The 21,429-nt window shown below is 70.6% G+C and carries 17 protein-coding genes; 9 read left to right on the forward strand and 8 right to left on the reverse strand.

Translation table 11 applies throughout. The features are described from left to right. Positions 1-112: 112 nt before the first annotated feature. Together D7V97_RS06730 and D7V97_RS06735 are read right to left on the reverse strand one after the other, a co-directional pair. The gene (locus D7V97_RS06730) at positions 113-1,924 is read right to left on the reverse strand and encodes an ABC transporter ATP-binding protein (RefSeq protein ID WP_120609764.1); all 1,812 of its coding nucleotides are present in this window, start codon (positions 1,922-1,924) and stop codon (positions 113-115) included. After that, on the reverse strand, positions 1,921-3,672 hold the full coding sequence (locus D7V97_RS06735) for an ABC transporter ATP-binding protein (protein ID WP_233582551.1): 1,752 nt from the start codon (positions 3,670-3,672) through the stop codon (positions 1,921-1,923). Before D7V97_RS06735 ends, D7V97_RS06730 begins: the two co-directional genes overlap by 4 nt. 228 nt (positions 3,673-3,900) lie before the next feature. Between D7V97_RS06735 and D7V97_RS06740 the strand changes: the two genes are divergently transcribed. Next, complete coding sequence (locus D7V97_RS06740) at positions 3,901-4,935, forward strand: aldo/keto reductase (RefSeq protein ID WP_120609766.1); 1,035 nt, start codon at positions 3,901-3,903, stop codon at positions 4,933-4,935. A gap of 56 nt (positions 4,936-4,991) precedes the next feature. Here D7V97_RS06740 and D7V97_RS06745 read toward each other — a convergent pair whose 3' ends face one another. After that, positions 4,992-6,782 (reverse strand): M4 family metallopeptidase, encoded by a 1,791-nt coding sequence (locus D7V97_RS06745; protein ID WP_120609767.1) that lies wholly within the window; start codon positions 6,780-6,782, stop codon positions 4,992-4,994. 343 nt (positions 6,783-7,125) lie between these two features. On the opposite strand from D7V97_RS06745, the gene D7V97_RS06750 reads away from it, so the two are divergent. Further along, positions 7,126-9,324: an FUSC family protein gene (locus tag D7V97_RS06750; RefSeq protein WP_120609768.1), complete on the forward strand. Its 2,199-nt coding sequence runs from the start codon at positions 7,126-7,128 to the stop codon at positions 9,322-9,324. Here D7V97_RS06750 and D7V97_RS06755 read toward each other — a convergent pair. After that, the gene (locus tag D7V97_RS06755) at positions 9,305-10,900 is read right to left on the reverse strand and encodes a HEAT repeat domain-containing protein (protein ID WP_120609769.1); all 1,596 of its coding nucleotides are present in this window, start codon (positions 10,898-10,900) and stop codon (positions 9,305-9,307) included. The genes D7V97_RS06750 and D7V97_RS06755 overlap by 20 nt on opposite strands. A 104-nt stretch (positions 10,901-11,004) precedes the next feature. On the opposite strand from D7V97_RS06755, the gene D7V97_RS06760 reads away from it, so the two are divergent. The 4 genes from D7V97_RS06760 to rsmB all read left to right on the forward strand — a co-directional run bounded on the left by D7V97_RS06760 (position 11,005) and on the right by rsmB (position 14,924). Beyond that, entirely contained in the window at positions 11,005-11,595 is a 591-nt protein-coding gene (locus D7V97_RS06760) for a signal protein (protein ID WP_120609770.1), read from the forward strand. Positions 11,596-11,633: 38 nt separating this feature from the next. Next, positions 11,634-12,569: a methionyl-tRNA formyltransferase gene (fmt, locus tag D7V97_RS06765; RefSeq protein ID WP_120609771.1), complete on the forward strand. Its 936-nt coding sequence runs from the start codon at positions 11,634-11,636 to the stop codon at positions 12,567-12,569. A 67-nt stretch (positions 12,570-12,636) separates the two neighbouring features. Then, positions 12,637-13,611, forward strand: coding sequence for a type II 3-dehydroquinate dehydratase (locus D7V97_RS06770; protein WP_199728725.1), 975 nt, complete (start codon positions 12,637-12,639; stop codon positions 13,609-13,611). Then, the gene (gene rsmB, locus D7V97_RS06775) at positions 13,608-14,924 is read left to right on the forward strand and encodes a 16S rRNA (cytosine(967)-C(5))-methyltransferase RsmB (protein ID WP_120609772.1); all 1,317 of its coding nucleotides are present in this window, start codon (positions 13,608-13,610) and stop codon (positions 14,922-14,924) included. The genes D7V97_RS06770 and rsmB overlap by 4 nt, the downstream gene beginning before the upstream one ends. A 38-nt stretch (positions 14,925-14,962) precedes the next feature. On the opposite strand, the gene D7V97_RS06780 is transcribed toward rsmB, so the two are convergent. Further along, positions 14,963-15,862, reverse strand: a complete 900-nt coding sequence (locus D7V97_RS06780; RefSeq protein ID WP_120609773.1) for a LysR family transcriptional regulator — start codon at positions 15,860-15,862, stop codon at positions 14,963-14,965. A gap of 90 nt (positions 15,863-15,952) precedes the next feature. Continuing rightward, entirely contained in the window at positions 15,953-16,240 is a 288-nt protein-coding gene (locus tag D7V97_RS06785; RefSeq protein WP_120609783.1) for a hypothetical protein, read from the reverse strand. A gap of 72 nt (positions 16,241-16,312) precedes the next feature. Between D7V97_RS06785 and D7V97_RS06790 the strand changes: the two genes are divergently transcribed. Next, on the forward strand, positions 16,313-17,422 hold the full coding sequence (locus D7V97_RS06790) for an MJ1255/VC2487 family glycosyltransferase (RefSeq protein WP_120609774.1): 1,110 nt from the start codon (positions 16,313-16,315) through the stop codon (positions 17,420-17,422). 28 nt (positions 17,423-17,450) lie between these two features. Here D7V97_RS06790 and D7V97_RS06795 read toward each other — a convergent pair whose 3' ends face one another. Together D7V97_RS06795 and D7V97_RS06800 are read right to left on the reverse strand one after the other, a co-directional pair. Continuing rightward, positions 17,451-18,494, reverse strand: a complete 1,044-nt coding sequence (locus D7V97_RS06795) for an SDR family oxidoreductase (protein ID WP_120609775.1) — start codon at positions 18,492-18,494, stop codon at positions 17,451-17,453. A gap of 49 nt (positions 18,495-18,543) precedes the next feature. Continuing rightward, positions 18,544-19,047 (reverse strand): peroxiredoxin, encoded by a 504-nt coding sequence (locus D7V97_RS06800; RefSeq protein WP_120609776.1) that lies wholly within the window; start codon positions 19,045-19,047, stop codon positions 18,544-18,546. 170 nt (positions 19,048-19,217) lie between these two features. Between D7V97_RS06800 and D7V97_RS06805 the strand changes: the two genes are divergently transcribed. After that, positions 19,218-20,351 carry an aminotransferase class I/II-fold pyridoxal phosphate-dependent enzyme gene (locus tag D7V97_RS06805; protein WP_120609777.1) on the forward strand — a complete coding sequence of 378 codons (1,134 nt, stop codon included), beginning with the start codon at positions 19,218-19,220 and terminating at the stop codon, positions 20,349-20,351. 162 nt (positions 20,352-20,513) lie between these two features. Further along, on the forward strand, positions 20,514-21,398 hold the full coding sequence (locus D7V97_RS06810) for a hypothetical protein (RefSeq protein WP_120609778.1): 885 nt from the start codon (positions 20,514-20,516) through the stop codon (positions 21,396-21,398). The last annotated feature ends 31 nt before the right edge of the window (positions 21,399-21,429 follow it).

Raw genomic sequence — 21,429 nt, forward strand, 5'->3', positions numbered from 1 at the left:
GCTGGAGATGGCGACCCCGACCGCGAAGCGCTCGGGTCCTCACGAAGCCGCGAGGACGCACCCCTGCCCGCCTGGTAACGGGGGGCCACCGCCCGCGCAACCCGGTCGTGCTTCAGCCGAGCGCCTGGGCCTTTTCGGGAACGTCGTGGAACTGCTGCTGGTAGAGGTCCGCGTAGACGCCCCCCTGCGCGAGCAGCTCCTCGTGCGTGCCGCGCTCCACCACGGCGCCCTGCTCCAGCACCAGGATGAGGTCCGCGTGGCGGATGGTGTTGAGCCGGTGCGCGATGACGATGCTCGTCCTGCCCGACAGCAGCCGGCCGAGCGCCATCTGGATGAGCGCCTCCGTGCGCGTGTCGATGTTCGCCGTCGCCTCGTCGAGGATGAGCACCCGGGGCTCCGCGATGACCGCGCGCGCGAACGCGAGCAGCTGCCGCTGGCCCTGGCTGAGCGTGGCGCCGCCTTCCCCCATCACGGTGTCGTAACCCTGCGGCAGCGCGCGGATGAAGTCGTGCGCGTGCACCGCCTTCGCCGCCGCCTCCACGTCCTCGCGGGTGGCGCCCGGCTTCCCGTAGGCGATGTTGTCCGCCACCTTGCCGCTGAAGAGGAACGGCTCCTGGAGCACCATCGCCATCTGGCGGCGCAGGCTGGAGCGCGTCACCTGCCGCACGTCCTCCCCGTCGATGCGCACCGTGCCCGCCGTCACGTCGTAGAAGCGCGGCACGAGGCTGGCCACGGTCGTCTTGCCCGCGCCGGTGCGGCCCACCAGCGCCAGCGTCTGGCCGGGCTCCAAGCGGAAGGACACGTCGCGCAGCACGGGACGCGCGGGGTCGTAGCCGAAGGACACCCCCTCGAACACCACCTGGCCCTTGAGCGGCCCCAGCTCCACCGCGCCGGGCACGTCCGGCGGCTCCGGCGCTTCATCGAGGATGGCGTAGATGCGCTCCGCTCCCGCGAGTGCCGCCTGCATCAGCGTGGCCACGGACGCGGCCAACTGCACCGGCCGGAAGAACTGCGCCACGTAGATGAGGAACGCGGCCACGCCTCCCACGGTGAGCTCGCCCGCGAGCACCAGGATGCCGCCGTAGCCAATCACGAGCGCGATGGACAGCGTGGACAGCAGGTCGATGGCCGGCGAGAACGCGGAGGTGATGCCCACCGCCGACACGTTCGCGTCGCGGTTGGCGGCGTTGCGGTCGCGGAAGCGCTCGATGTTCTTCTCCGTGCGGTTGAACGCCTGCGCCTGCCGCACGCCCCCAATCTCCTCCTGGAGGTTGGCCGTCACGTCGCCCACCGTCTGGCGCGTCTTGCGGTAGGCATTGCGCGCCCGCGCCGCGAAGAACCAGGTGGTGAACAGGATGGCCGGGATGATGGAGAAGCACGCCAGCGCCAGCCGCACGTTGAACGCCAGCATCGCGACGAGCACGCCCACGAGCCCCAGCAGCGACCCCAACAGCTGCGTCAGCCCCTGCGCGAAGAGCTGGTTGAGCGTGTCCACGTCGCTGGACAGGCGGCTCATCAGGTCGCCCAGGGGCCGGCGGTCGAACCACGCGAGCGGCAGGTGCTGGAGCCGCTCGAAGAGGCGCTTGCGCAGGTCCGCCAGCACGTGCTGCCCGGCGTGGCCCACCCGCCGCGTCTGCGCCCGCTGCGCCACCGCGCCCACCGCATAGACGACGAACAGCACCGCCAGCGTCTTCGTGAGCCCGCGCCCGTCCCCCGAGCCGATGTCGTGGTCGATGGCCCGGCTCACCAGGTACGGCCCCGCCGCCTGGCACAGCGCGCCTACCAGGATGAACCCCAGCGCCACCCCCAACATGCGCGCATGCGGGCGCAGCTCGCCCACCAGCCGCCGCAGCACCTTGCCGCGCCGCACCGCCCGCCCGGCCTCCAGCGCCGCTAGCGACTCGATGTCTCCTGGCCGCCTCATGCTGCTCCCTCCTGGTGCGCGGGTTGGAGCTGCGACCCGAGGATGTCGTTGTACAGCTCGCTCGTGGCCTGCAGCTCTTCGTGCCGGCCCTGCGCGGCGATGCGCCCCTCGTCCAGCACGAGGATGAGGTCCGCGTCGCGCACGGTGCTGATCCGCTGGGCGATGACGAGCGCCGTCCTGCGCTTGTCCCGCATCAGCGTGTCCAGCGCGCCCTGGATGGCCGTCTCCGTCCGCGCGTCCACCGCCGACGTGCTGTCGTCCAGGATGAGCAGGCGCGGATCGGTGAGCAGCGCCCGAGCGATGGCCAGCCGCTGCCGCTGTCCGCCCGACAGCCCCACGCCGCGCTCACCCACCACCGTGTCGTAGCCCTGCGGCAGCTCGCGGATGAACTCCGCCGCCTGCGCCGCCTCCGCCGCCGCCTCCACCTGCGCCTGGGTCGCGTCCGGGTGGCCGTAGGCGATGTTGTCGCGCACCGTGCCGGAGAACAGCAGCGCGTCCTGCAACACGACGCCCATCTGCGAGCGCAGGCTGGCGAGCGTCACGTCCCGCACGTCGTGTCCGTCCACCAGCACCGCGCCCCCGGTGACGTCGTAGAAGCGCGGCAGCAGGTTGATGAGCGTGCTCTTGCCGGAGCCCGTGGTGCCCAGCACCGCCACCAACTGCCCGGGCTCCAGCGTCACGCTCACGCCGCGCAGAATCTCCCGCTCGCCGCCCGCGTAGCGGAAGCGCACGTCGCGCAATTCGATGCGGCCCTGCAAGGGCGGCAGCGGCACGGCGCCCGGGCGGTCCGTCACCTCCACCGCGGTGTCGAGCAATTCAAAGACGCGCAGCGCGGACGCGCTCGCCCGCGACAGGCTGGCCGCGAGGAAGCCCAGCGTCATCAGCGGCATCAACAGGAAGGCCAGGTAGCTGTTGAAGGCCACCAGCTCCCCCAGCGAGAGCTGCTGGTGGAAGATGCGCCAGCCGCCCACGCCCACCACCATCAACGTGCCCAGGTTGGCGAAGAAGCTGACGAAGGGGAAGTTGTTGGACAGCGCGTCCACCAGCCGCAGGTTCTGCGAGTGGAGCTGGTCGTTCGTCCGGCCGTAGCGCTCCACCTCCCGCGCCTCGCCGGAGAAGGAGCGCACCACGCGCAGCCCGCGCAGGTCCTCCTGGAGCGTGGTGTTGAGCGTGCCCAGCAGTGCCTGGAGCTGGCCGAACAGGGGCCGCATCTTCGTCACGAACGAGCGCAGCACGAAGAGGATGGGGAACACGGACGCGAGCGCCGCCAGGGCCAGCACCGGATCCAACCACAGCAGCAGGCCCGTGCAGCCCACGAGCATCGCCGCCGCCGCCGCGAACTGCACCACGCCGCTGCCCACGAAGGTGCGCACCGCCTCCACGTCGCTGGTGAGCCGCGTGAGCAATTGCCCCGTCTGAGCCTGGTCGTAGTAGCTGAAGGAGAGCCGCTGGATGCGCGCGAAGAGCGCGTCGCGCAAATCGAACGCCACGCCCTGCGACGCGCGCTCGGCCAGGTAGCCCTGGAGGAAGTTGAACAACCCCCGCCCCAGCGCGATGGCGACGAGGCCCCCCACCGCCAGCAGCACCGGGCGGCGCTCCCCGCGCGCGAGCCCCTGGTCGATGGCGATGCGGATCATCTGCGGCGCGCCCAGGTTCGCCACCGATACCAGCAGCAGCGACAGCAGGGCGCCCCCTGCTTCCAGGCGGTAGCGGCGCAGGTAGCGCAGGGCCCGCAGGACGGCGGCCAAGCCTCCCGCGGGACGGCCCGATGACGGCGGCGCTGACGTGCTCACGTGGTGGACCCCTGCCTCCCCGCCCGAAGCTTGGGGGGCCTGGAGGCGGGCGCATATTGGGCGCGCGCTCCGGCCGCATCAAGCACGACGCGCAGTCGACGCTGGGCGCAATCCCGGTTGCGCGTCGCGCCACCCCTCGTTACGTGGGCCGCCTGTTTCCGCGTCCGTCACGAGGTGAATGTCATGGAGTACCGGCAGCTCGGTGGTTCTGGATTCAAGGTCCCCGTCCTCAGCCTGGGCACGGGCACGTTCGGCGGCTCGGGCGAGTTCTTCAAGGGCTTCGGCTCCAGCGACGTGAAGGAGGCCACGCGGCTGGTGGACATCGCGATGGAGGCGGGCGTGAACATGTTCGACTCCGCGGACGGCTACTCCGCCGGGCTCGCGGAGGAGATCCTCGGCAAGGCGCTGGAGGGGCGGCGCGACCAGGCCATCATCTCCACCAAGGCGACGTTCCGCATGGGCACCGGTCCCAATGACGTGGGCTCCTCGCGCTTCCACCTCACGCGCGCGGTGGAGACCGCCCTGCGCCGGCTGAAGACGGACTACATCGACCTGTTCCAGCTTCATGCCTTCGACGCGGTGACGCCGGTGGAGGAGGTGCTCAACACGCTGGACGACCTCGTGCGCGCGGGGAAGATCCGCTACATCGGCTGCTCCAACTTCTCCGGCTGGCACCTGATGAAGTCGCTCGCGGTGTCGGAGCGCTACAACCTGGCGCGCTACGTGGCGCACCAGGCGTACTACTCGCTCGTCGGCCGCGACTACGAGTGGGAGCTGATGCCGCTCGCGCAGGACCAGAAGGTGGGCGCGGTGGTGTGGAGCCCGCTGGGCTGGGGCCGGCTGACCGGCAAGCTGCGCCGGGGCCAGCCGCGTCCGGAGACGAGCCGCCTCAACAACCCGGCCACCGCGAGCGGCGGCCCGCAGGTGCCGGAGGAGTACCTGTACAAGGTCGTGGACGCGCTCGACGTCGTCGCCCAGGAGACGGGCAAGACGGTGCCGCAGGTCGCGCTCAACTGGGTGCTCCAGCGGCCCACCGTGGCCAACGTCATCATCGGCGCGCGCACGGAGGAGCAGCTGCGCCAGAACCTGGGCGCCATCGGCTGGAACCTCACGCCCGCGCAGGTGGCCACGCTGGATGCCGCGAGCAACGTGCCCTGGCCCTACCCGTACTTCCACCAGCGGCAGTTCAACGAGCGCAATCCGTTCCCGGTGACGTGACGCCCGGAGCAGCCGCGCTCGCCCTGGTTACGGCGAGCGCGGTGCTCGTGGTGTGACTACTTCACGCCCACGGCGGTCCAGGCGTCCTGCACCTTCTTCACTTCGGTGGAGTCCTTGCCGTACAGGTCCGTGGCGGCCTTCACCGTGGCCGCGCGGGCCTGGGAGAAGTTCGTCTGCGGCGTCATGTACGTGGTGAGGGCGCGGCCGAAGATCTTCAGGCTCTTCTCCATGCCGATGCCGTCCTTCACCTCCAGGCCGGACGTCTTGTTCTTGCCGCCCTCGGTCAGCAGGTAGAAGGCGTTGTTGGCGATGCCGCTGGAGCCGTGCACCTCCGTCTGCTTCGGGTAGTTCTTGTAGTTGTCGACGGAGTAGCCGTCCGACGTCGGGTCGTTCATGTAGCGGAGGGCGTCCGTGTTGTCGCCGTTCTTGGGCGTCCACGCGTCCTCGCCCACGGACCAGTCGAACTTCACCCCGCTGTTCTTCTGGCTGGCGTACCACTCCACGCCCGTCCCCATGATGTCGCTGAAGGACTCGTTGAGGCCGCCGGACTCGCCCTCGTACTCCAGGCCCGCGGTGCGCTCGGTGAGGCCGTGGCTGATTTCATGGCCCGCGATGTCCAGCGTGGTGAGCGGGCCGGAGTCCTTCCCGTCGCCGTCGCCGTACTGCATCTTCGAGCCGTCCCAGAACGCGTTCACCAGGTTCACGTCGGTGTGCACGTAGGAGACGAGCTTCTCACCCTTGCCGTCGATGGAGTCGCGGCCGAGGATGTCCTTGTAGAAGTCGTACGTCATCTCCGCGCCGTAGTGCGCGTCCACGGCGGTGGCGGCGCGCGTCGGGTCGCCCTTCTCACCCCAGACGTCGTTCTTGTCGGTGAAGCCCGTGGTGCCGGACGCCTCCGTCGCGTTCTTCGCGTCGTAGGTCACGATGCCCTTGCCGCGCGTCTTGTCCTCCAGGGAGAACGTGCCGTCCTTGTTCTTCGTCGTGGTGATGTCCACCTTGCCGCTGTACATCGTCGTGTCGTCCGCGACGCCCGTGGCGCGGCCCTTGTCGCCCGTCGTGGGCGTGGTGCTGGGCGTCTTCGACGGGGTCGCCGCGCCGCCCGCGCGGGTGACGCCCGGACGGTCGAAGTGGCTGATGGTGTTGAACTGCTTGATGGACGCGCCGGTGTTCGCGTCGATGAAGTAGTTCATCGACCGGGGCTGCTTGCCGCCCGTCACGGACGTGTCCGTCAACGTCACGTGGTACGCCGCGCGGTACTGGCCGTCGCGGCCCTTCACGATTTCACGCTCCACGGTGGGCGGGCGCGTCGTGCCGCCGTTGAAGTCCTTCTGCGCCACCGCGAGCGCGTCCTTCGCGGAGAGCTTCGTGGGCGACTTGCCCAGGCCCACGGGGATGGTGGACACGTCGCCCGTCAGGCTGTCGAACTGCCCCTTCGCGTCCAGGTGGCCGATGACCTGCTCGCCGGAGACCTTCACGCCTTCGTGCATGCGGTCCATGCGCACGTGCGTCATGCCCAGCTGATCCCGCTCCACCGAGCGCGGCGAGAACGACGTGCCGCCGGTGATGCCGGTCAGCTGCGGGTTCTTCTGGTTCACGTACGCCACCGTCTGCTGCACGGCCTGCTGCGCCTGGGGGCTGCTCAGGTCCACCGGACCCGGCGTCACCTTCGTGCCCACGCCGTTCAGCGCGACGGTCGCCTTCGCCTTGCTCGGCGCGCCCGCGCTGAAGCTGGACTGGGTGCTCATGCCCACCGGGCCCGTGGGCTTCGCCACCGTGTTCGCGGGCTTCGCGTCGGTGCGCTGGGAGGGGATGACGGCGGGCTTCGAGAGGTCGGTGCGAAGAGCCATGGTGGAGGTCTCGGTCGGGGGAGTGGGACGAACAAATTGATTCTCGGGTCAGCCGCCCGAAGGTTGCGTGTGCGTGGGAATCCGACAGGGCGATTTGTGGCTCAAGCCCATGATTTAATTGATGAAGTTGCCATCCCACATTTCCCGCAAAGAACATTCCAACCGGTAGGTAGGTGGCTCTCACGGGTTGTATTTCGAAGCATTTTCGAGCCCTCCCGCACCGGTCGTCCACCCACTGCCCGTCGCTGGAGCCCGCCGTGGAGGCATGCAGGCGGGCAGGGGCGGTCTCCGGCGCCCGCGCACCCCACCTTTCGTGAGGGGCCCCCTGACGAAAGGACGTGGGATGCGTGGGGACGGAGGCGAGCCAGGGACGGAAGGCTGGGTGGCGCCGCGCGGGGCTTCCGCCCGGGGACACCTGCCCCGGCACGTCGCCGGCCTCTTCCGCTTCCAGCCGGGCCGGCCCGCGGTGGCGGCGGGGCTGCGCACGGGGCTGGCGTTGGGCGTCCCGCTGGCGGTGTCCGCGCTCCTGCAACTGCCGCAGGCGTCCTGGGCGGGGATGGCCGGGCTCTTCGTGGCGCTGGTGGACAAGGGCGGGCCGTACCGCACACGCGCGCACGCGATGGGCGCGATGACGGTGCTGGGCGCGGTGGTGGGGTTGATCATCGCGCTGCCCAGCCCCTTCTGGGTGGATGTGGCGCTGACGCTCTGCTGGGTGACGGCGTGCGGCTTCGCGCGCAGCTTCGGCGACACACCGGGCATCCTGGGGATGCTGCTGGCGAACCTCTTCGTGGTGTCGCTGGCGCTGCCGTCGCACGGGCCGGGGGCCGCGCTGATGCAGGCCGCGTACTTCGTGGCGGGCGGCCTGTGGTCCATGTTCCTGGGGCTGGTGCTCTGGCCGCTGAGGCCCTACCGCCCGGCGCGGCTCGCCATCGCCACCTGCTACGAGGAGCTGGCGAACGTCGCGGAGGCGGTGGCGGGCTGGCCGTTGGAAGGGCCCTCGCGCGTGGGGACGTGGGAGGCGGTGCAGCGGGCCGCGCGCATGCGGCAGTCCCTGGAGACGGCGCGCGCCACGCTGGGCGCCACGCGGCAGGGACGCCAGGAGGAGAGTGGCCGGGGCGAACACCTGCTGGTGTTGCTGGAGGACGCGGACGCGCTGTCGCTGCTGCTCACCGCGATGGCGGAGGCGCTGGACGAAGCCCCGCGTGAAGGGGCCTGTCGCACGGCCCGCACGGAGGCGCAGCGCGCGCTGCGGTCGCTGGCGGTGGACCTCCGGGGCGTGGTGGGCGCGCTGGCGCGGGGCTCGGTGCCGGGGCCGAGCGCGTGGGACGCGGAAGGAGTGACGCGTTTGCTCGCCGCCGACGGCGGATGGCCGGAGCCGGCGCGCTCGCAGTACGCGCACGTCGCGGGCCTGTTGGGACGGCTGCGCGAGTACAGCGCGGTGGCGCTGGACGTGGCTTCGCGGCTGGAGGAGCGCACGCCCCTGCCCGAGCGCGACACGCAGCCCTTCGCCCCGGCTCCCGGCCATGAGCGCGCCTGGTGGGCGGTGCTGGGCGACCACCTGACGCCCCAGTCCGTCATCTTCCGGCACGCGCTGCGGCTGGGCATCACCGCCACGGTGGCGACGGCGGTGGCGGAGGGCCTGGGGCTCAATCACGGGTACTGGGTGACCATCACCGTCATCGTCGTGCTGCAACCCTACGCGGGCCTCACGGCGGAGAAGGGGCTGCAACGCGTGGCGGGGACGCTGGTGGGCAGCGTGCTGGCCATGGGGCTCGTGCACGTGCTGCCCGCGAAGTGGATGATGCTCGCGGCCATCGTGGTGCTCGTCTGCGTGTCGGTGAGCGTGCGGCCCCTCAACTTCACCGTCTTCCAGGTGCTGCTCGCGCCGGCGCTGGTGCTGCTCGCCGAAATCCAGTCGGGGGACTGGCAGCTCGCGGGCGTGCGCATCCTCAACACGCTGCTGGGCGGCGCGCTGGCGCTGGTGGGCATGCGGCTGTTGTGGCCCAGCCCTGAACACGCGCGCTTCCCGGAGGAGGTGGCCTCCGTGCTGCGGGCGGATCGGGACTACCTGCGGGAGGTGGCGCGGACGCCGGTGCCCACGGAGTCCGACTTGCGCGAGGCGCGGCGCAAGGTGGGCGTGGCGCTGCTGTCCGCGGAGGCGTCCTTCCAGCGGCTGCTCAGTGAATGGAAGGGGCCCGCGAAGGAGCTGGAGCCGGGCATGGCGCTCATCACCTTCGCGCGGCGCTTCACCGCGGCGGTGACGGCGCTGGCGGCGAGCCGCGCGTGGCACCCGACGTCGGACCTGGGCCCGGTGGTGCGCTACGCGTCGGACGCGCTGGAGGAGTTGTCCCAGGCGCTGGTGGCGCGCCGCGTGCCCGGGGGCCTCCGGCGCGAGGTGCCCCCGGTGGAAGGCACCGACGCGCTGGCGCGCACCCAGGTGTCACGGCTGGTGCGCCAGCTGGGCGTGCTCCACCACGCGGTGGAGCGCATGCCGCCCGCCCTGCGCGCGTCAGAGGATGGCGTCAGGTCCGTTCCAGCTTGACCAGCAGCCGGCGCAGGTCCTCGTTGACGCGCACGAAGTGGGAGTTGCCCTTCTCGTCCTCCAGCTGCTTGCGCAGCGCGGGCAGGGACGCCTCGCGCACCTTCTTCGCCGCGGCGGGCTCGTCCGTGAGCCAGTCCACTGCCTGGATGACCGTGGCGCGCGCCTCGGTGTTCTTCTCCGTGAGCCGCGTGGCCAGCGTGGGCCCCTGGTCCACGGCGCCCGAGCGCCCCAGCTCCAGCGCCGCGCGCTCCAGCATCACCGGGTCCGCCTTGGGCAGCCGCTGCGACCAGCAGCCCGCGTTGCCCGCGCACGCCTGCGCCGCCTCCAGCACCGCGCCGTGGCCCAGCACCAGGTCCGCGCGCTTCTTGCCCAGCGCCGCCGCGTCCTCGCAGCCCTCCTCACCCGTCACCTTGCAATCGGACGCGGTGCGCGCGGGCTCCGCGGCCGCGAGCTTCGCGAGCACCGGCTGCTCCCGCGCATCCCCCAGCAGCGCGATGCCCTTGAGCGCCACCTCGCGCGCGTACCAGTCCGGGCTGCCCGCCGCCTTCTCCAGCGCGGGGAGCGCGTCGCGGCTGCCCACCATCACCAGCGCGCGCACGTAGACGTCGCGCACGGTGGGGTCCGGCTCGGCCACGAGCGCGCTGAGCGGCTTCACCGCCTCCGGGGCGCGCATCCGCCCCAGCGCGTCCGCCGCCTGCATGCGCACCAGCGCTTGAATCTGCGGATCCGAATGCGTGAACGACAGCTGCTTCACCAGCGACGGCACCGCGCGCTTCTCCCGGAGGTCGCCCAGCACCTGCGCGGCCTTCATCGGGTAGCTGGCCGGGTTGACGCCCTGGGCCTTGGCCCACGACAGCAGCTCCGGGTCCTTGCCCTCCAGCGCCGGCAGCAGCGCGTCCGCGGCGGGCGTGCCCAGCTGGTACAGCGCGAAGCTGCTCTCCACGTAGAAGGATACGCCCCGGCGCTCCTTCGTCAGCGTGCGCAGCAGGGCGGGGATGGCGCGCGGGTCGCCAATCTGCCCCAGCGCTTCAATGGCCTTCTTGTTGAGGAAGGGCTCCGCTGCCTCGTCGGTGGCCATCGCGATGAGCGGCTCCACCGCGGACTTCGCCTTCAGCGCGCCCAGCACCTGGACGGCCTCGATGCGCGTGTAGTTGTCCTTGCTGCGCAACAGCGGCACCAGCGACGGCACCGCGCGCGCGTCGCCAATCTTGCCCAGCGCCGTCACCACCGCCTTGTTCACCTGCTGCTCGGACGCGTCGCTCGCGGACGGATCCAACGCGGCCGTCAGCGGCTCCAGCGAGGACGGGTGGTGCAAATCCCCCAGCGTCCGCGCCACCGCCGCCTTCACCTCCGGCTTGCGCTCCGACGACAGCTTCGCGTGGAGCATGGGCAGGAACTGTTCGTTGACGTTGCCCGACGTGCGGAGCGACTCAATCACTCGCACCCGGTCATCCGGCCGCTTCGCCCCCTCCATGCTGGACTGCCAGTACTCCGGCGAGGTGGGGTCCTCCTTCTTGCAGCCTCCAAGCGTGAGGCAGGACACCGCGAGGGACAGGGCGACGAGTGAGCGGGACATGGGGCTCCTTTGCGTCCAAAAGTCAGCGCGTGCTGTCGGGTGTAGTTCCGACACGTCAAAGGACGCAAACCTCTACCGACTCCTGGGGTACGCTGGTCAACGACATGGCCCTCGCCGAAGACAGTCGTAACGCGTCGCGTCCGAACCTCCTGCGCCGGACCTACCTGCTCGACCGTGAGTTCCAGCTCAAATACATCCTGCTGCTGACGGGGATGGGAGCGGGAAGCATGCTTCTGTTCGGTGTGCTCGCACTCCAGGTCCAGGGGATGGCGGAGGAGGGCGGACTGTCAGGCACCGAATCCCTCTGGTGGCTCACCGGCGCGGGCACCGTGGGCATGGGCATCGCGCTCGGCCTGTTCGGGTTGCTGTTCACGCACCGTGTGGCGGGCCCCGTCCACGTGATGAGCCTGTACGTCGCGGCGCTCGCGGCCGGCCGCTATCCACGCCTGCGCCCCCTGCGGCGCAAGGACGAATTGAGGGCCTTTTTCGGGCGCTTCAGCGAGGCGGTGGACCGCATCCGTCAGCGCGAGGCCGACGAGGCCCTGGCGCTGGAGCAGGCGCTCCAGGTGCTCAAGCCCCTGGGCACCACGCCCGAGGTGCGCGAGGCCCTGTCCACGCTGGAGGCCCTGCGCGCGCGCAAGCGCCAGGCGGTGGATGCGTCCGCGCCGTCCGGTGCCTTCAAGTCCGTGGCCTGAAGGCCGCCCTTCCTCTTCCCCAAGGGACTCCCCTCACAATGAGCCGACCCCGCATCGTCTTCATGGGCACGCCCGAGTTCGCCGTGGCGTCGCTCGAGGCCTGCTTCGACGTGGGTGACGTCGTGGCCGTCGTCACCCAGCCGGACAAGCCCAAGGGCCGGGGCAACGCCCTCGCCGCGCCGCCCGTGAAGGAGCGCGCGCTGGAGAAGGGCATCCCCGTGCTCCAGCCGCAGAAGCTGCGCACGCCGCCCTTTTCAGAAGAGCTGCGCCAGTACGCGCCCGACGTCTGCGTGGTGACGGCCTACGGCAAGATTCTCCCCAAGGACCTGCTGGCCCTGCCGGTGAAGGGCTGCGTCAACGTGCACGCGTCGCTGCTGCCGCGCTTCCGGGGCGCCGCGCCCATCCAGTGGGCCATCGCGCACGGCGACGCGGAGACGGGCGTGACGCTGATGGTGATGGACGAGGGCCTGGACACCGGCCCCATGCTGGCGATGAAGCGGCTGCCCATCGCCCCGGACGAGACGAGCGCCACGCTGCACCCGAAGCTGGCCGCGCTGGGCGGCGATCTCCTGCGGGAATCCCTGCCGCGCTACCTGCGCGGGGAGCTGGCGCCCACGCCCCAGCCGTCCGAGGGCATGGTGCTGGCGCCCATCATCGACAAGGAGAACGCGAAGCTGGACTTCACGAAATCCGCGGTGGAGCTGGACCGGCGGCTGCGCGCCTTCACGCCATGGCCCGGCGCGTACACGTTGCTGGGAGGCAAGGTCTTCAAGGTGCACCGCATGCGGCCCGCCGCGGGAAAGGGCGCGCCCGGCACGGTGTTGTCCGCGGGGCCAGAGGGCCTGGAGGTGGCGTGCGGCGAGGGCTCGCTCGTCCTCCTGGACGTCCAGCCGGAGGGCAAGCGGGTGATGCGCGCGGCGGACTTCCTCTCCGGCCACAAATTGCAGCCGGGCAGTCAGCCGTTCACGTCATGAGCGCGCCCCCGAGCGCCATGTGGAATCTTCGCGTCGTGCGGTCTTGGAAGGCCTGGGAGTCTTGTCGATGGGCATGAAGCTGCTGGTGTTGCACGGTCCGAACCTCAACCTGCTGGGCGAGCGCGAGGACGCGGCCGGGGGACGCCTGTCGGACCTGGACGCCGCGCTGCGCGCGAAGGCGAAGGCGCTGGGCCTGGAGCTGAAGATCGTCCAGTCCAACCACGAGGGCGTGCTCATCGACACGCTGCACGCCGAGCGCAAGAACGTGGAGGGCATCCTCATCAACCCGGCGGGCCTCTTCACGTCCTACGCGCTGAAGGAGGCGCTGGAGGCGGTGGGGCTGCCCGCCATCGAGGTGCTGCTCAAGCCGCCCGCCCGCGAGTCCGTGGTGGCCGAGGCGTGCGCGATGCAGGTGCTGGGGCTGCACGGCTTCGAGCCCTACCTCCAGGCGCTGGAGACGTTCTCCAGCGGCATCTTCCACCCCGCCATCCCCGGGCCGGTGAAGACCCTGGGCCGCCGCAAGGGCAAGGGCGCCGGTTCGGAGCCGGAGCCGACGGAGGCCGCGCCCCGGCCCACGCCCAAGCTGGTGGGCCGCGTGCACCCGCTCAAGGGTGGCGCGACGGACCTGACGCGGCTGGCGGCGCCCGCGCGCTCGCTGGCGCGCACGGCGGAGGCGGGAGGGCCGCTGAAGACGTTGGGCCGCAAGACGTCCTCGTCGTCCGACGCGAAGTCGGAGGGCCGGACGGGCAAGACGCTGGGGCGCGCGGCGAAGGCGGGGGCCACCCCCGCGTCGGACCTGCTCACGCGCGCGCTCGTGCGCCAGAAGATCGCCGACCGCCTGGCGGGACGGATGAGTGAAGCGGAGCTGGCCACCTGGGCACGCGCGAAGTATCAGCAGGTCCAGCGTGGCGAACCCGCGGAGAGTGGCCACCGCGAGCTCTTGGAGGACAGCCTCCAGAGCCTCACCCTGTCCCATCTGCCCGCGACGCGGATGACGGACGAGCAACTGGTGCATCTGATGACCCGGCTGGAAGAAGGATGAACGCCCGCACCCTCGCCATCAACATCCTCGCGCGCGTGCGCGCCACGGACGCCTACCTCAACGTCGTGCTGGACACGGCGCTCTCCGAACACCCGCCCAAGGACCCACGCGACGCGTCGCTCGTCACGGAGCTGGCGTACGGCGCCACCCGGCGGCAGATGGCGCTGGACTACGCCATCACCCGCTTCGCGGACCGCAAGCTGGATGCGCTGGAGGACAAGGTGCTGGCCGCGCTGCGCGTGGGCGCCTACCAGCTCTTCCACACCCGCGTGCCCGCCCGCGCCGCCGTGGCGGAGACCGTGCAGGCCCTGAAGGACGTGGGGCTCGCGCGCGCGGCGGGCTTCACCAACGCCATCCTGCGCAAGCTGTCGGAGCTGCCGTCCGCGCCGCTGCCCTCGCAGAAGGACCCGGTGGAGTACCTGTCCATTCGCGAAAGCCACCCGCGCTGGCTGGTGGAGCGGTGGATCCGCCAGTTCGGCCGCGAGCGCGCCGAAGCCATGCTGGTGGCCAACAACCTGCCGCCCGCGGTGGTGGTGCGCGCCAACACGTCCAAGGTGACGCGCGACGCGCTGCTCGCCCAGTTGAAGGAAGTGGGCGTGGACGCGCGCCCCACGGAGTCCTCGCCCGTGGGCATCATCCTGCCGCCCGTGGGCCGGGTGGAGGACCTGTACGGCTATTCCGAAGGGCTGTGGCAGGTGCAGGACGAGGCCGCGCAGCTCGTCGGTGTCTACGGCCACATCCCGGAGTCCGCGCGCGTGCTGGACGCGTGCGCGGCGCCGGGCGGCAAGGCCTGTCACCAAGCGGAGACGCACGACGTGGTGGCGGTGGACCTGCACGCCAACAAGCTGCGGAAGATTGAAGCGGAGGCCCAGCGGCTGGGGCTGTCCGGCCGCCTGAAGGCGTTCGCGCACGACGCGTCGGAGCCGTTCCCGGAAGCCTGGGGCGAGTTCCACGCGGTGGTGGTGGACGCGCCCTGCACGGGGCTGGGCACGCTGCGCCGGCACCCGGAGCTGCGCTACCGCCGCAAGGAGGAGGACGTGTCGCGGCTGGCCACGCTCCAGCGGCGCATCCTGGAGAACTGCCAGGAAGCGGTGCCGTCCGGGGGCCTGCTCGTGTACGCGGTGTGCACGCCGGAGCCGCAGGAGGGACAGGACCAGGTGGAGATGTTCCTGCGCAGCCACCCGGAGTGGACCGCGGAGCCGCCGGTGCTGCCGGGCCTCAAGCTGCCGCTCGCCCAGGCGTATCTGCGCACGCTGCCGGGTCCAGAGGGCTACGACGGCTTCTTCGCCGCCCGGCTGCGCAAGATGTACTGAGCGCGCGCCGGGGTTGCTGTTCGTGGTGCGGTGATGCGTCAGTCGTCGTGCGGAATCAGGGCGGCCTGCTTGAAGGCCTCCAGCACGGCGGCGGACGCGCGGTCCAGGTACTTGCCCTTGCGGATGAGCAGGCCGATGGGGCGCGACACGGGCCCTTCGGCGAAGGGCTTCGCCACCAGCGTGCCCGCCTTGATCTCCGCGTGGGCCGTGGCGAGCGGGAGGATGGCCACGCCCAGGCCCATCTCCACCGCGCGCTTGATGGTCTCCACGTTGTCCATCTCCATCACCGGATTGATGTCGATGTTCTTCTCGCGGAACAGGCGGTCCAACGCCTTGCGCGTGGGGGCCTCGCGGTCGAAGGCGATGAAGGGCACGCCCGACAGCGCGGTGACGCTCACCTTCGCCTTGGTGGCGAACGGATGGTTGGGCGCGCACACCACGGCGAGCTTGTCGTCGCGGAACGGCAGGATGTCCACGCCCGCGCGCGGCTGCGGGTAGGCCACGATGCCAATCTCCGCCGCGCCCAGAATCACGTCGTCGTAGACCTGATCATTGCGCCGGTAGTTCAGGCGCATGTTGACCTTGGGGTGCGTCTTCAAGAGCTGCTTCTGCACGGCGTTCAGCTCGTGCAGGCCCACCGAGTAGATGGTGGACACCGTGGTGGCGCCCTGGACCTCCGTGGCCTGCTCGCGGATCTCCTGCTCCACCTCCGCGAAGCGCGCGAGGATTTCCTTGCAGCCCCGGAACAGGCGCTCGCCCGCGGGCGTCGGCGTCACCTGCCGCGCGCTGCGTGAGAGCAACTTCTGCTCATAGCGGTTCTCCAGCGCGCGGATCTGCTGGCTCACCGCCGACTGGGTCACATGGTTGAGCTGCGCGGCGCGAGAGAACGAGCCGGTCTCCACCACGTCACAGAACATCTTCAATGATTCGAGCTGCATAAGGCCGTCTCCTACCCTCAAACCTAATGGCCGGGCCAGTAGTAATTAGTAGCACTACGGGGATTGTCTGTGCCTGCTTGTGCGCCGGGTTCAGGGCTCGGGCGCATCTGGGGGACGGGGGCGGGTGAGGGCGAAGAGGGCGGAGCCCAGGGCGACGAGCGCTCCGCCGGAGAGCGTCTGGACCCGGCCGAGGTCGCGGTCGGTCTCCCGGTTGAGCTGGCATTCGGGAGGGGACAGGCCGGCGCAGTCCGCGGGGACGAAGACGCCCTTCACGCCCAGGGCCAGCAGGGCCAGCCCGCCCAGGAGCAGGCCGGCGACCAGGCCGAGCGACGCGGCGCGCAGCAGGGCGGCACCCCGGGAGGAGGGGAGGGAGGACATGGACGCGAGGCGTAGCACCGACGCGGGCCAAACGGGGCGGTGGAGGGCGTCCACAGCGTATGCTTCCGGACCATGCGAATCCTGTACGGGGTCGTCGGCGAAGGGATGGGCCATGCCACGCGCTCGCGCGTGCTGCTCGAGGCGCTGACGAAGGAGCACGAGGTCCACATCGTGGTGTCAGGGCGGGCGCAGAGCTACCTGTCCCAGCGCTTCCAGAACGTGCACGGCATCTGGGGCCTGACCATCGCGTACGAGGGGAACTCGGTGAAGAAGTGGCAGACGGTGCTGCAGAACCTGCAGGGCGCCGTGAAGGGCTGGCCGCAGAACGTGCGCCAGTACTTCGACCTGGTGGAGGGCTTCAAGCCGGACGTGGTGGTGAGCGACTTCGAGACGTTCAGCTACCTGTTCGCGAAGAACCACCGGCTGCCCGTCATCAGCGTGGACAACATGCAGGTCATCAACCGCTGCCAGCACGACCCCGCCATGCTGGCCGGCCACGAGGAGAGCTTCGAGGCCTCGCGCGCCATCGTGAAGGCGAAGCTGCCCGGCGCCTTCCACTACCTGGCCACGACGTTCTTCTACCCGCCCCTGCGCAAGCGCCGCACCACGCTGGCGCCGTCCATCCTCCGGCCGGAGATCATCGCGGCGAAGTCGGAGCCGGGCGAGCACCTGCTCGTCTACCAGACGGCGACGACGAACACGCACCTGCCCGAAATCCTCAAGCAGTCCGGCGTCCCGTGCCGCGTCTACGGCCTGCGCCGCGACCTCAAGGAGGACGTGGTGGAGGGCAACCTCACCTACCGGCCCTTCAGCGAGGCAGGCTTCATCGACGACCTGCGCACCGCGCGCGCGGTGGTGGCCGGCGGCGGCTTCACGCTGATGAGCGAGGCCGTCTACCTGCACAAGCCGCTCTTGAGCATCCCCGTGGGCGGCCAGTTCGAACAGGTCCTCAATGCCCTGTACCTGGAGAAGCTGGGGTACGGGATGTATGTGAAGGAATTGAGCCTGGACGCGCTGAAGACGTTCCTCCAGCGCGTGCCCGCCTGCGCGGAGGCCTTGAAGGGCTACGAGCAGGACGGGAACGTGAAGATGCTCGCGGCCCTCAACGACCAGCTCGCGCAGGCCTACGAGCACCGCGGCCACTGGCGCATGGAGCTCGCGGAGATGGACGGCAAGGCGTAGTCGCGCGCCGCGGGTGTCCCGGCCTTCTTCAGTGCAGGGACACCTCGTTCTCGTTGTTGCGCTCCGCCGCGCGGCGGCTCATCTCCGTGAGCCACGAGCGCGTGATGGGCGTCTCGCTCTCGCTGCCCTTGTGACGGTCCGTGTCGCTGTCCTGGGGCAGCAAGCGGTTGAAGGACTCCAGCAGGAGCGCGGTGAGGTTGGGCGCCAGGGCCCGGCCCGCGGTGGCGAGCTTCGTGGGCAGGCCCACCAGGGCCTCCGCGTCACCCCTCCGGCACGCATCGAGAATCTTCCCCGCCGCGCGCTCGGCGCTCATCGACAGGCCCATCGTCGAATCGCTGACGTGGAACCACGCGTACTCCTTCTCGTGGTTGCCCTTGAAGAAGGCGTTGCGCGGGCTGCCCGTGCGCATCAGGCCCGGGCACGCCGTCGTCACGCGGATGCCGTCCTGGGCCAGCTCCGTGCGCAGCCCGTCCGACAGCCCCACCAGCGCGAACTTGCTGGCGGAGTACGGCACCAGGTGCGGCACGCTCACCTTGCCGCCAATGGAGGAGATGTTGACGATGCGGCCCTCGCCGCGCCGCTTCATCTCCGGCACCACCGCGAGCGTCGTGTACAGAGGCCCCCACAGGTGCACGTCGATGGCCTCCTCGAAGTCCTCCAGCGTCATGGACTCCAGGGGGCCCACCATGATGATGCCCGCGTTGTTGATGAGCACGTCCACCGCGCCCCAGTGCGCGTGCACCGCGCCCACCATCGCCTCCACCTGCACCTGGTCGCGCACGTCGCAGCGGTGGGCCAGCACCTCGCCTCCGCCGCGCTCCAGCTCCACGCGGGCGCGCTCCAGCGATTCGCCGTCGCGGCCGCAGATGGCCACCCGCGCGCCCTCCTGCAACAGCAGGCGCGCCATCACCAGCCCCAGCCCGCGTGAGCCGCCGGTGATGACCACCGTGCGGTCCTTGAAGCTGAAGCGGGGCCGGAGCATGCGTCGCACGCCCACGGCCGCGGCCCCCATGCCCGCGGCCAGCGTGCCCAGGGAGAGGCCCTTTCGCTCGGTGTGACGTCGTTCAGCCATGGTGCGACTCCAGAAGGGAAGAAGTGGAAGGGTGCGGCCCGGGCGCGCGCTACGCCCCGGCCGGGGCCTGGGCTTCCTCTTCGTCGGACACCTCGCCCGACAGCGCGGGGCCCTGCTGGGGCAGGTCCTTGAGCAGCGCGCGGATGCGGCGCAGCGCGTCCTTGCCCGTGGCGCGGTTGGTCAGCCGGCCCTCCGGACCGAAGAGGAGGAAGGCCGGGTGCTTGTCCACGCCGTAGGCCTTCGCCATCGAGCCGTCATCCACCGCGATGGGGTAGCGCAGGCCGTGCTCGCGCGCGAAGCCCTCCACCTTGTTGGTGTCGCGCAGCTCCGTCTCCGAATGGGTGACGTCCACGCCAATGACCTTCAGGCCGCGCGGCCCGTAGTCGACAATCCATTGGTTCACGGCCTCGAACTGCGCGGCGCAGTCGGCGCAGTCCATGGTCCAGAAGTGCAGGAGGATGGGCAGTCCATCGAGCTCCGAGACATGGACGGGGGCGTTCACCCAGCCGCCATCCGGGTCCAGGAGCGTGAGGGGGATCTTCGTCGAGGCCATGCGGGCTCCCTATGGGAAAGCGGGGAAAGCGCTTCAACGGGTCGCGACAGGAAGCTATGCATCGCCCACCGGCGGCTCCCGGCTGCGCGCCCGTCCGCTCGGCCGTCCGGCAAAGGCCCATGGCTCGCCCTTCCCCCAGGCGGGCAGGCGGCCCTCCCGTGAAGGACGTCATGCACATCCCCGACTTCGAACTGGAGCGGTACTTCGCGCGCTGGGAGTTCGCCGCGCCCTACCTGCTGTGCGCCTCCGACGTGGAGGGCTGGCGCATGGCGGACCTGCTGGCGCTCGCGACGCCGGAGGACCGCGCGCGTTGGGACAACCTGACGCTGGGCTACACGGAGACGCCCGGGCTGCCCGCGCTGCGCGAGGCCATCGCCGGGATGTACCCGGGCCTCACGCCCGACGACATCCTCACCTTCGCGGGCGCGCAGGAAGCCCTCTTCGTGGCGATGAATGTCCAACTGGGCCCCGGCACGCACGCCGTCGTCACCTGGCCGGGCTACCAGTCCCTCTACGAGGTGGCGCGCGCCACCGGCGCGGAGGTGACGCTGCTGCCCTTGCGTGAAGACACGGGCTGGGCGCTGGACCTGGACACGCTGAAGGCCGCGCTGCGCCCCGACACGCGCGTGGTGGTGGTGAACTTCCCCCACAACCCCACGGGCGCGCTGCCGGACCGCGCCACCTTCCAGGCCCTGTGCGCGCTCTGCGAAGCGCGCGGCATCCAGCTCTTCTCCGACGAGGTGTACCGCCTGCTGGAGTACGACCCGCAGGACACGCTGCCGCCCGCCGCGTCGTGCTTTCCCCGGGGCGTGAGCCTGGGCGTGATGTCCAAGGCGTTCGGGCTCGCGGGGCTGCGCGTGGGGTGGCTCGCGAGCCGGGACGCGGACCTGCTGGCCCGCTGCCGCGCCTTCAAGGACTACACCTCGCTCTGCAACAGCGCCCCCAGCGAGCTGTTGGCCCTCATCGCCCTCAAGGCGAAGGAGCAGGTGCTGGCGCGCAGCCGGGGCCTGCTCACCGCGAACCTCGCGCTGCTGGACGCCTTCTTCGCCCGCCACGCGGACACCTTCCACTGGGTGCGCCCGCGCGCCGGCAGCGTGGCCTTCCCGCGCCTCGTGCGGGAACTCCCCGTGGCCCGCTTCACCGAAGCGCTCATCGCCCGCGAGGGTGTGCTCCTGTTGCCCGGTGATGTGTATGGCTTCCCCGGCGCTCACTTCCGCCTGGGCCTGGGTCGCGCGAACCTGCCGGAAGCCTTGGGGCGCCTGGAGCGCTTCGTGCGTGACGGCGGCGTCGAGGCCCTGGGTTGACGCTCCAGGCCGGCGCAGTGCGTCAGCTCTTCCCATGACAGCAGGGCTGTCGGGTTATCGCTTTCTTGGAAATCGGCTTCTAGACTGGTCGTCCCCTCGCTCGGTCTGGGGCCGTGCGAAAGCCCTCTCGTCTGCGCGAGAGGCCCTTGGAGACACACCTCGATGAAGACGCTGATGGGTGCGGCCGTGGCCGCCGTGACGCTGCTGGTGAGCACCGAAGCCGCCGCGACGAACTACACCCTGTGGATCCACGGCAAGAACGGCGGCAACACGCAGGCGGGCAACTACAACGACTTCAGCAACTGGGGGCCGGCGAGCACCGCGGCGGGCGTGAACAAGAAGGCGGTCAACTGGAACGGCTCGCAGCGCATCGGCACGGAGAACTACCGGATCCGCAACGCGCTGGACTGCTTCTGCACGGGCAGCAACTGGTGCTACATCGCCGCGCACAGCGCCGGTGACCTGCAGATTGGCTACGCCCTGTCGCTGTACGGCGGCAGCGCACGCACGAAGAAGAACGCCACGCCCAACGCGAACGGCGAGTGCGGCAACCTGGACGGCTCCACGCAGACGGGCTGGAACATCAAGTGGGTGGACATCGCGTCCGGCGCGGGCGGCGGCAGTGAGCTGGCGGACCACGGCGACTGGGCGGTGAGCGATCCGGTGGTGAGCGACCTGGTCACCACGACGGCGCGCGCCATGTTCAACCACAACACGACGCGCAACGTTTGGTTCTACATGTTCGCCGGCTCCAAGGGCACGCTGTACTCCGGCATCCTCCCGGGCCAGGACGACGAGGCGGTGGCCTACCACTCCACGGGTGGCGTGTCCGGCAGCGGCAACGGGTCCTACTGCAACCCCGGCGACTGGTTCTGCGGCGGCACGCTGAACACGGGCACGGCGGCGTGCAGCGACGGCCGGGCGAAGTGGAGCTTCCACACCGTCTCCCTGCGTGACGACGGCGAGGCGTACAACCACTACGCCAACGGCAACTGGGGCGGCATCGTCTCCAAGGTGCGCGAGGACGTCGTCACGTACGCGTACTAGACTGCACGGCTTCCCCCGCCCCCCTCCGGCG

This window comes from Corallococcus sp. CA053C (genome assembly GCF_003611675.1).
GTDB lineage: Bacteria > Myxococcota > Myxococcia > Myxococcales > Myxococcaceae > Corallococcus.

Coding starts and splice junctions, on each gene's coding strand:
- D7V97_RS06730 (WP_120609764.1), bottom strand. CDS start 1,924: ATGAGGCGGCCAGGAGACATCGAGTCGCTAGCGGCGCTGGAGGCCGGG.
- D7V97_RS06740 (WP_120609766.1), top strand. CDS start 3,901: ATGGAGTACCGGCAGCTCGGTGGTTCTGGATTCAAGGTCCCCGTCCTC.
- D7V97_RS06745 (WP_120609767.1), bottom strand. CDS start 6,782: ATGGCTCTTCGCACCGACCTCTCGAAGCCCGCCGTCATCCCCTCCCAG.
- D7V97_RS06750 (WP_120609768.1), top strand. CDS start 7,126: ATGCGTGGGGACGGAGGCGAGCCAGGGACGGAAGGCTGGGTGGCGCCG.
- D7V97_RS06755 (WP_120609769.1), bottom strand. CDS start 10,900: ATGTCCCGCTCACTCGTCGCCCTGTCCCTCGCGGTGTCCTGCCTCACG.
- D7V97_RS06760 (WP_120609770.1), top strand. CDS start 11,005: ATGGCCCTCGCCGAAGACAGTCGTAACGCGTCGCGTCCGAACCTCCTG.
- fmt (WP_120609771.1), top strand. CDS start 11,634: ATGAGCCGACCCCGCATCGTCTTCATGGGCACGCCCGAGTTCGCCGTG.
- D7V97_RS06770 (WP_199728725.1), top strand. CDS start 12,637: ATGGGCATGAAGCTGCTGGTGTTGCACGGTCCGAACCTCAACCTGCTG.
- rsmB (WP_120609772.1), top strand. CDS start 13,608: ATGAACGCCCGCACCCTCGCCATCAACATCCTCGCGCGCGTGCGCGCC.
- D7V97_RS06780 (WP_120609773.1), bottom strand. CDS start 15,862: ATGCAGCTCGAATCATTGAAGATGTTCTGTGACGTGGTGGAGACCGGC.
- D7V97_RS06785 (WP_120609783.1), bottom strand. CDS start 16,240: ATGTCCTCCCTCCCCTCCTCCCGGGGTGCCGCCCTGCTGCGCGCCGCG.
- D7V97_RS06790 (WP_120609774.1), top strand. CDS start 16,313: ATGCGAATCCTGTACGGGGTCGTCGGCGAAGGGATGGGCCATGCCACG.
- D7V97_RS06795 (WP_120609775.1), bottom strand. CDS start 18,494: ATGGCTGAACGACGTCACACCGAGCGAAAGGGCCTCTCCCTGGGCACG.
- D7V97_RS06800 (WP_120609776.1), bottom strand. CDS start 19,047: ATGGCCTCGACGAAGATCCCCCTCACGCTCCTGGACCCGGATGGCGGC.
- D7V97_RS06805 (WP_120609777.1), top strand. CDS start 19,218: ATGCACATCCCCGACTTCGAACTGGAGCGGTACTTCGCGCGCTGGGAG.
- D7V97_RS06810 (WP_120609778.1), top strand. CDS start 20,514: ATGAAGACGCTGATGGGTGCGGCCGTGGCCGCCGTGACGCTGCTGGTG.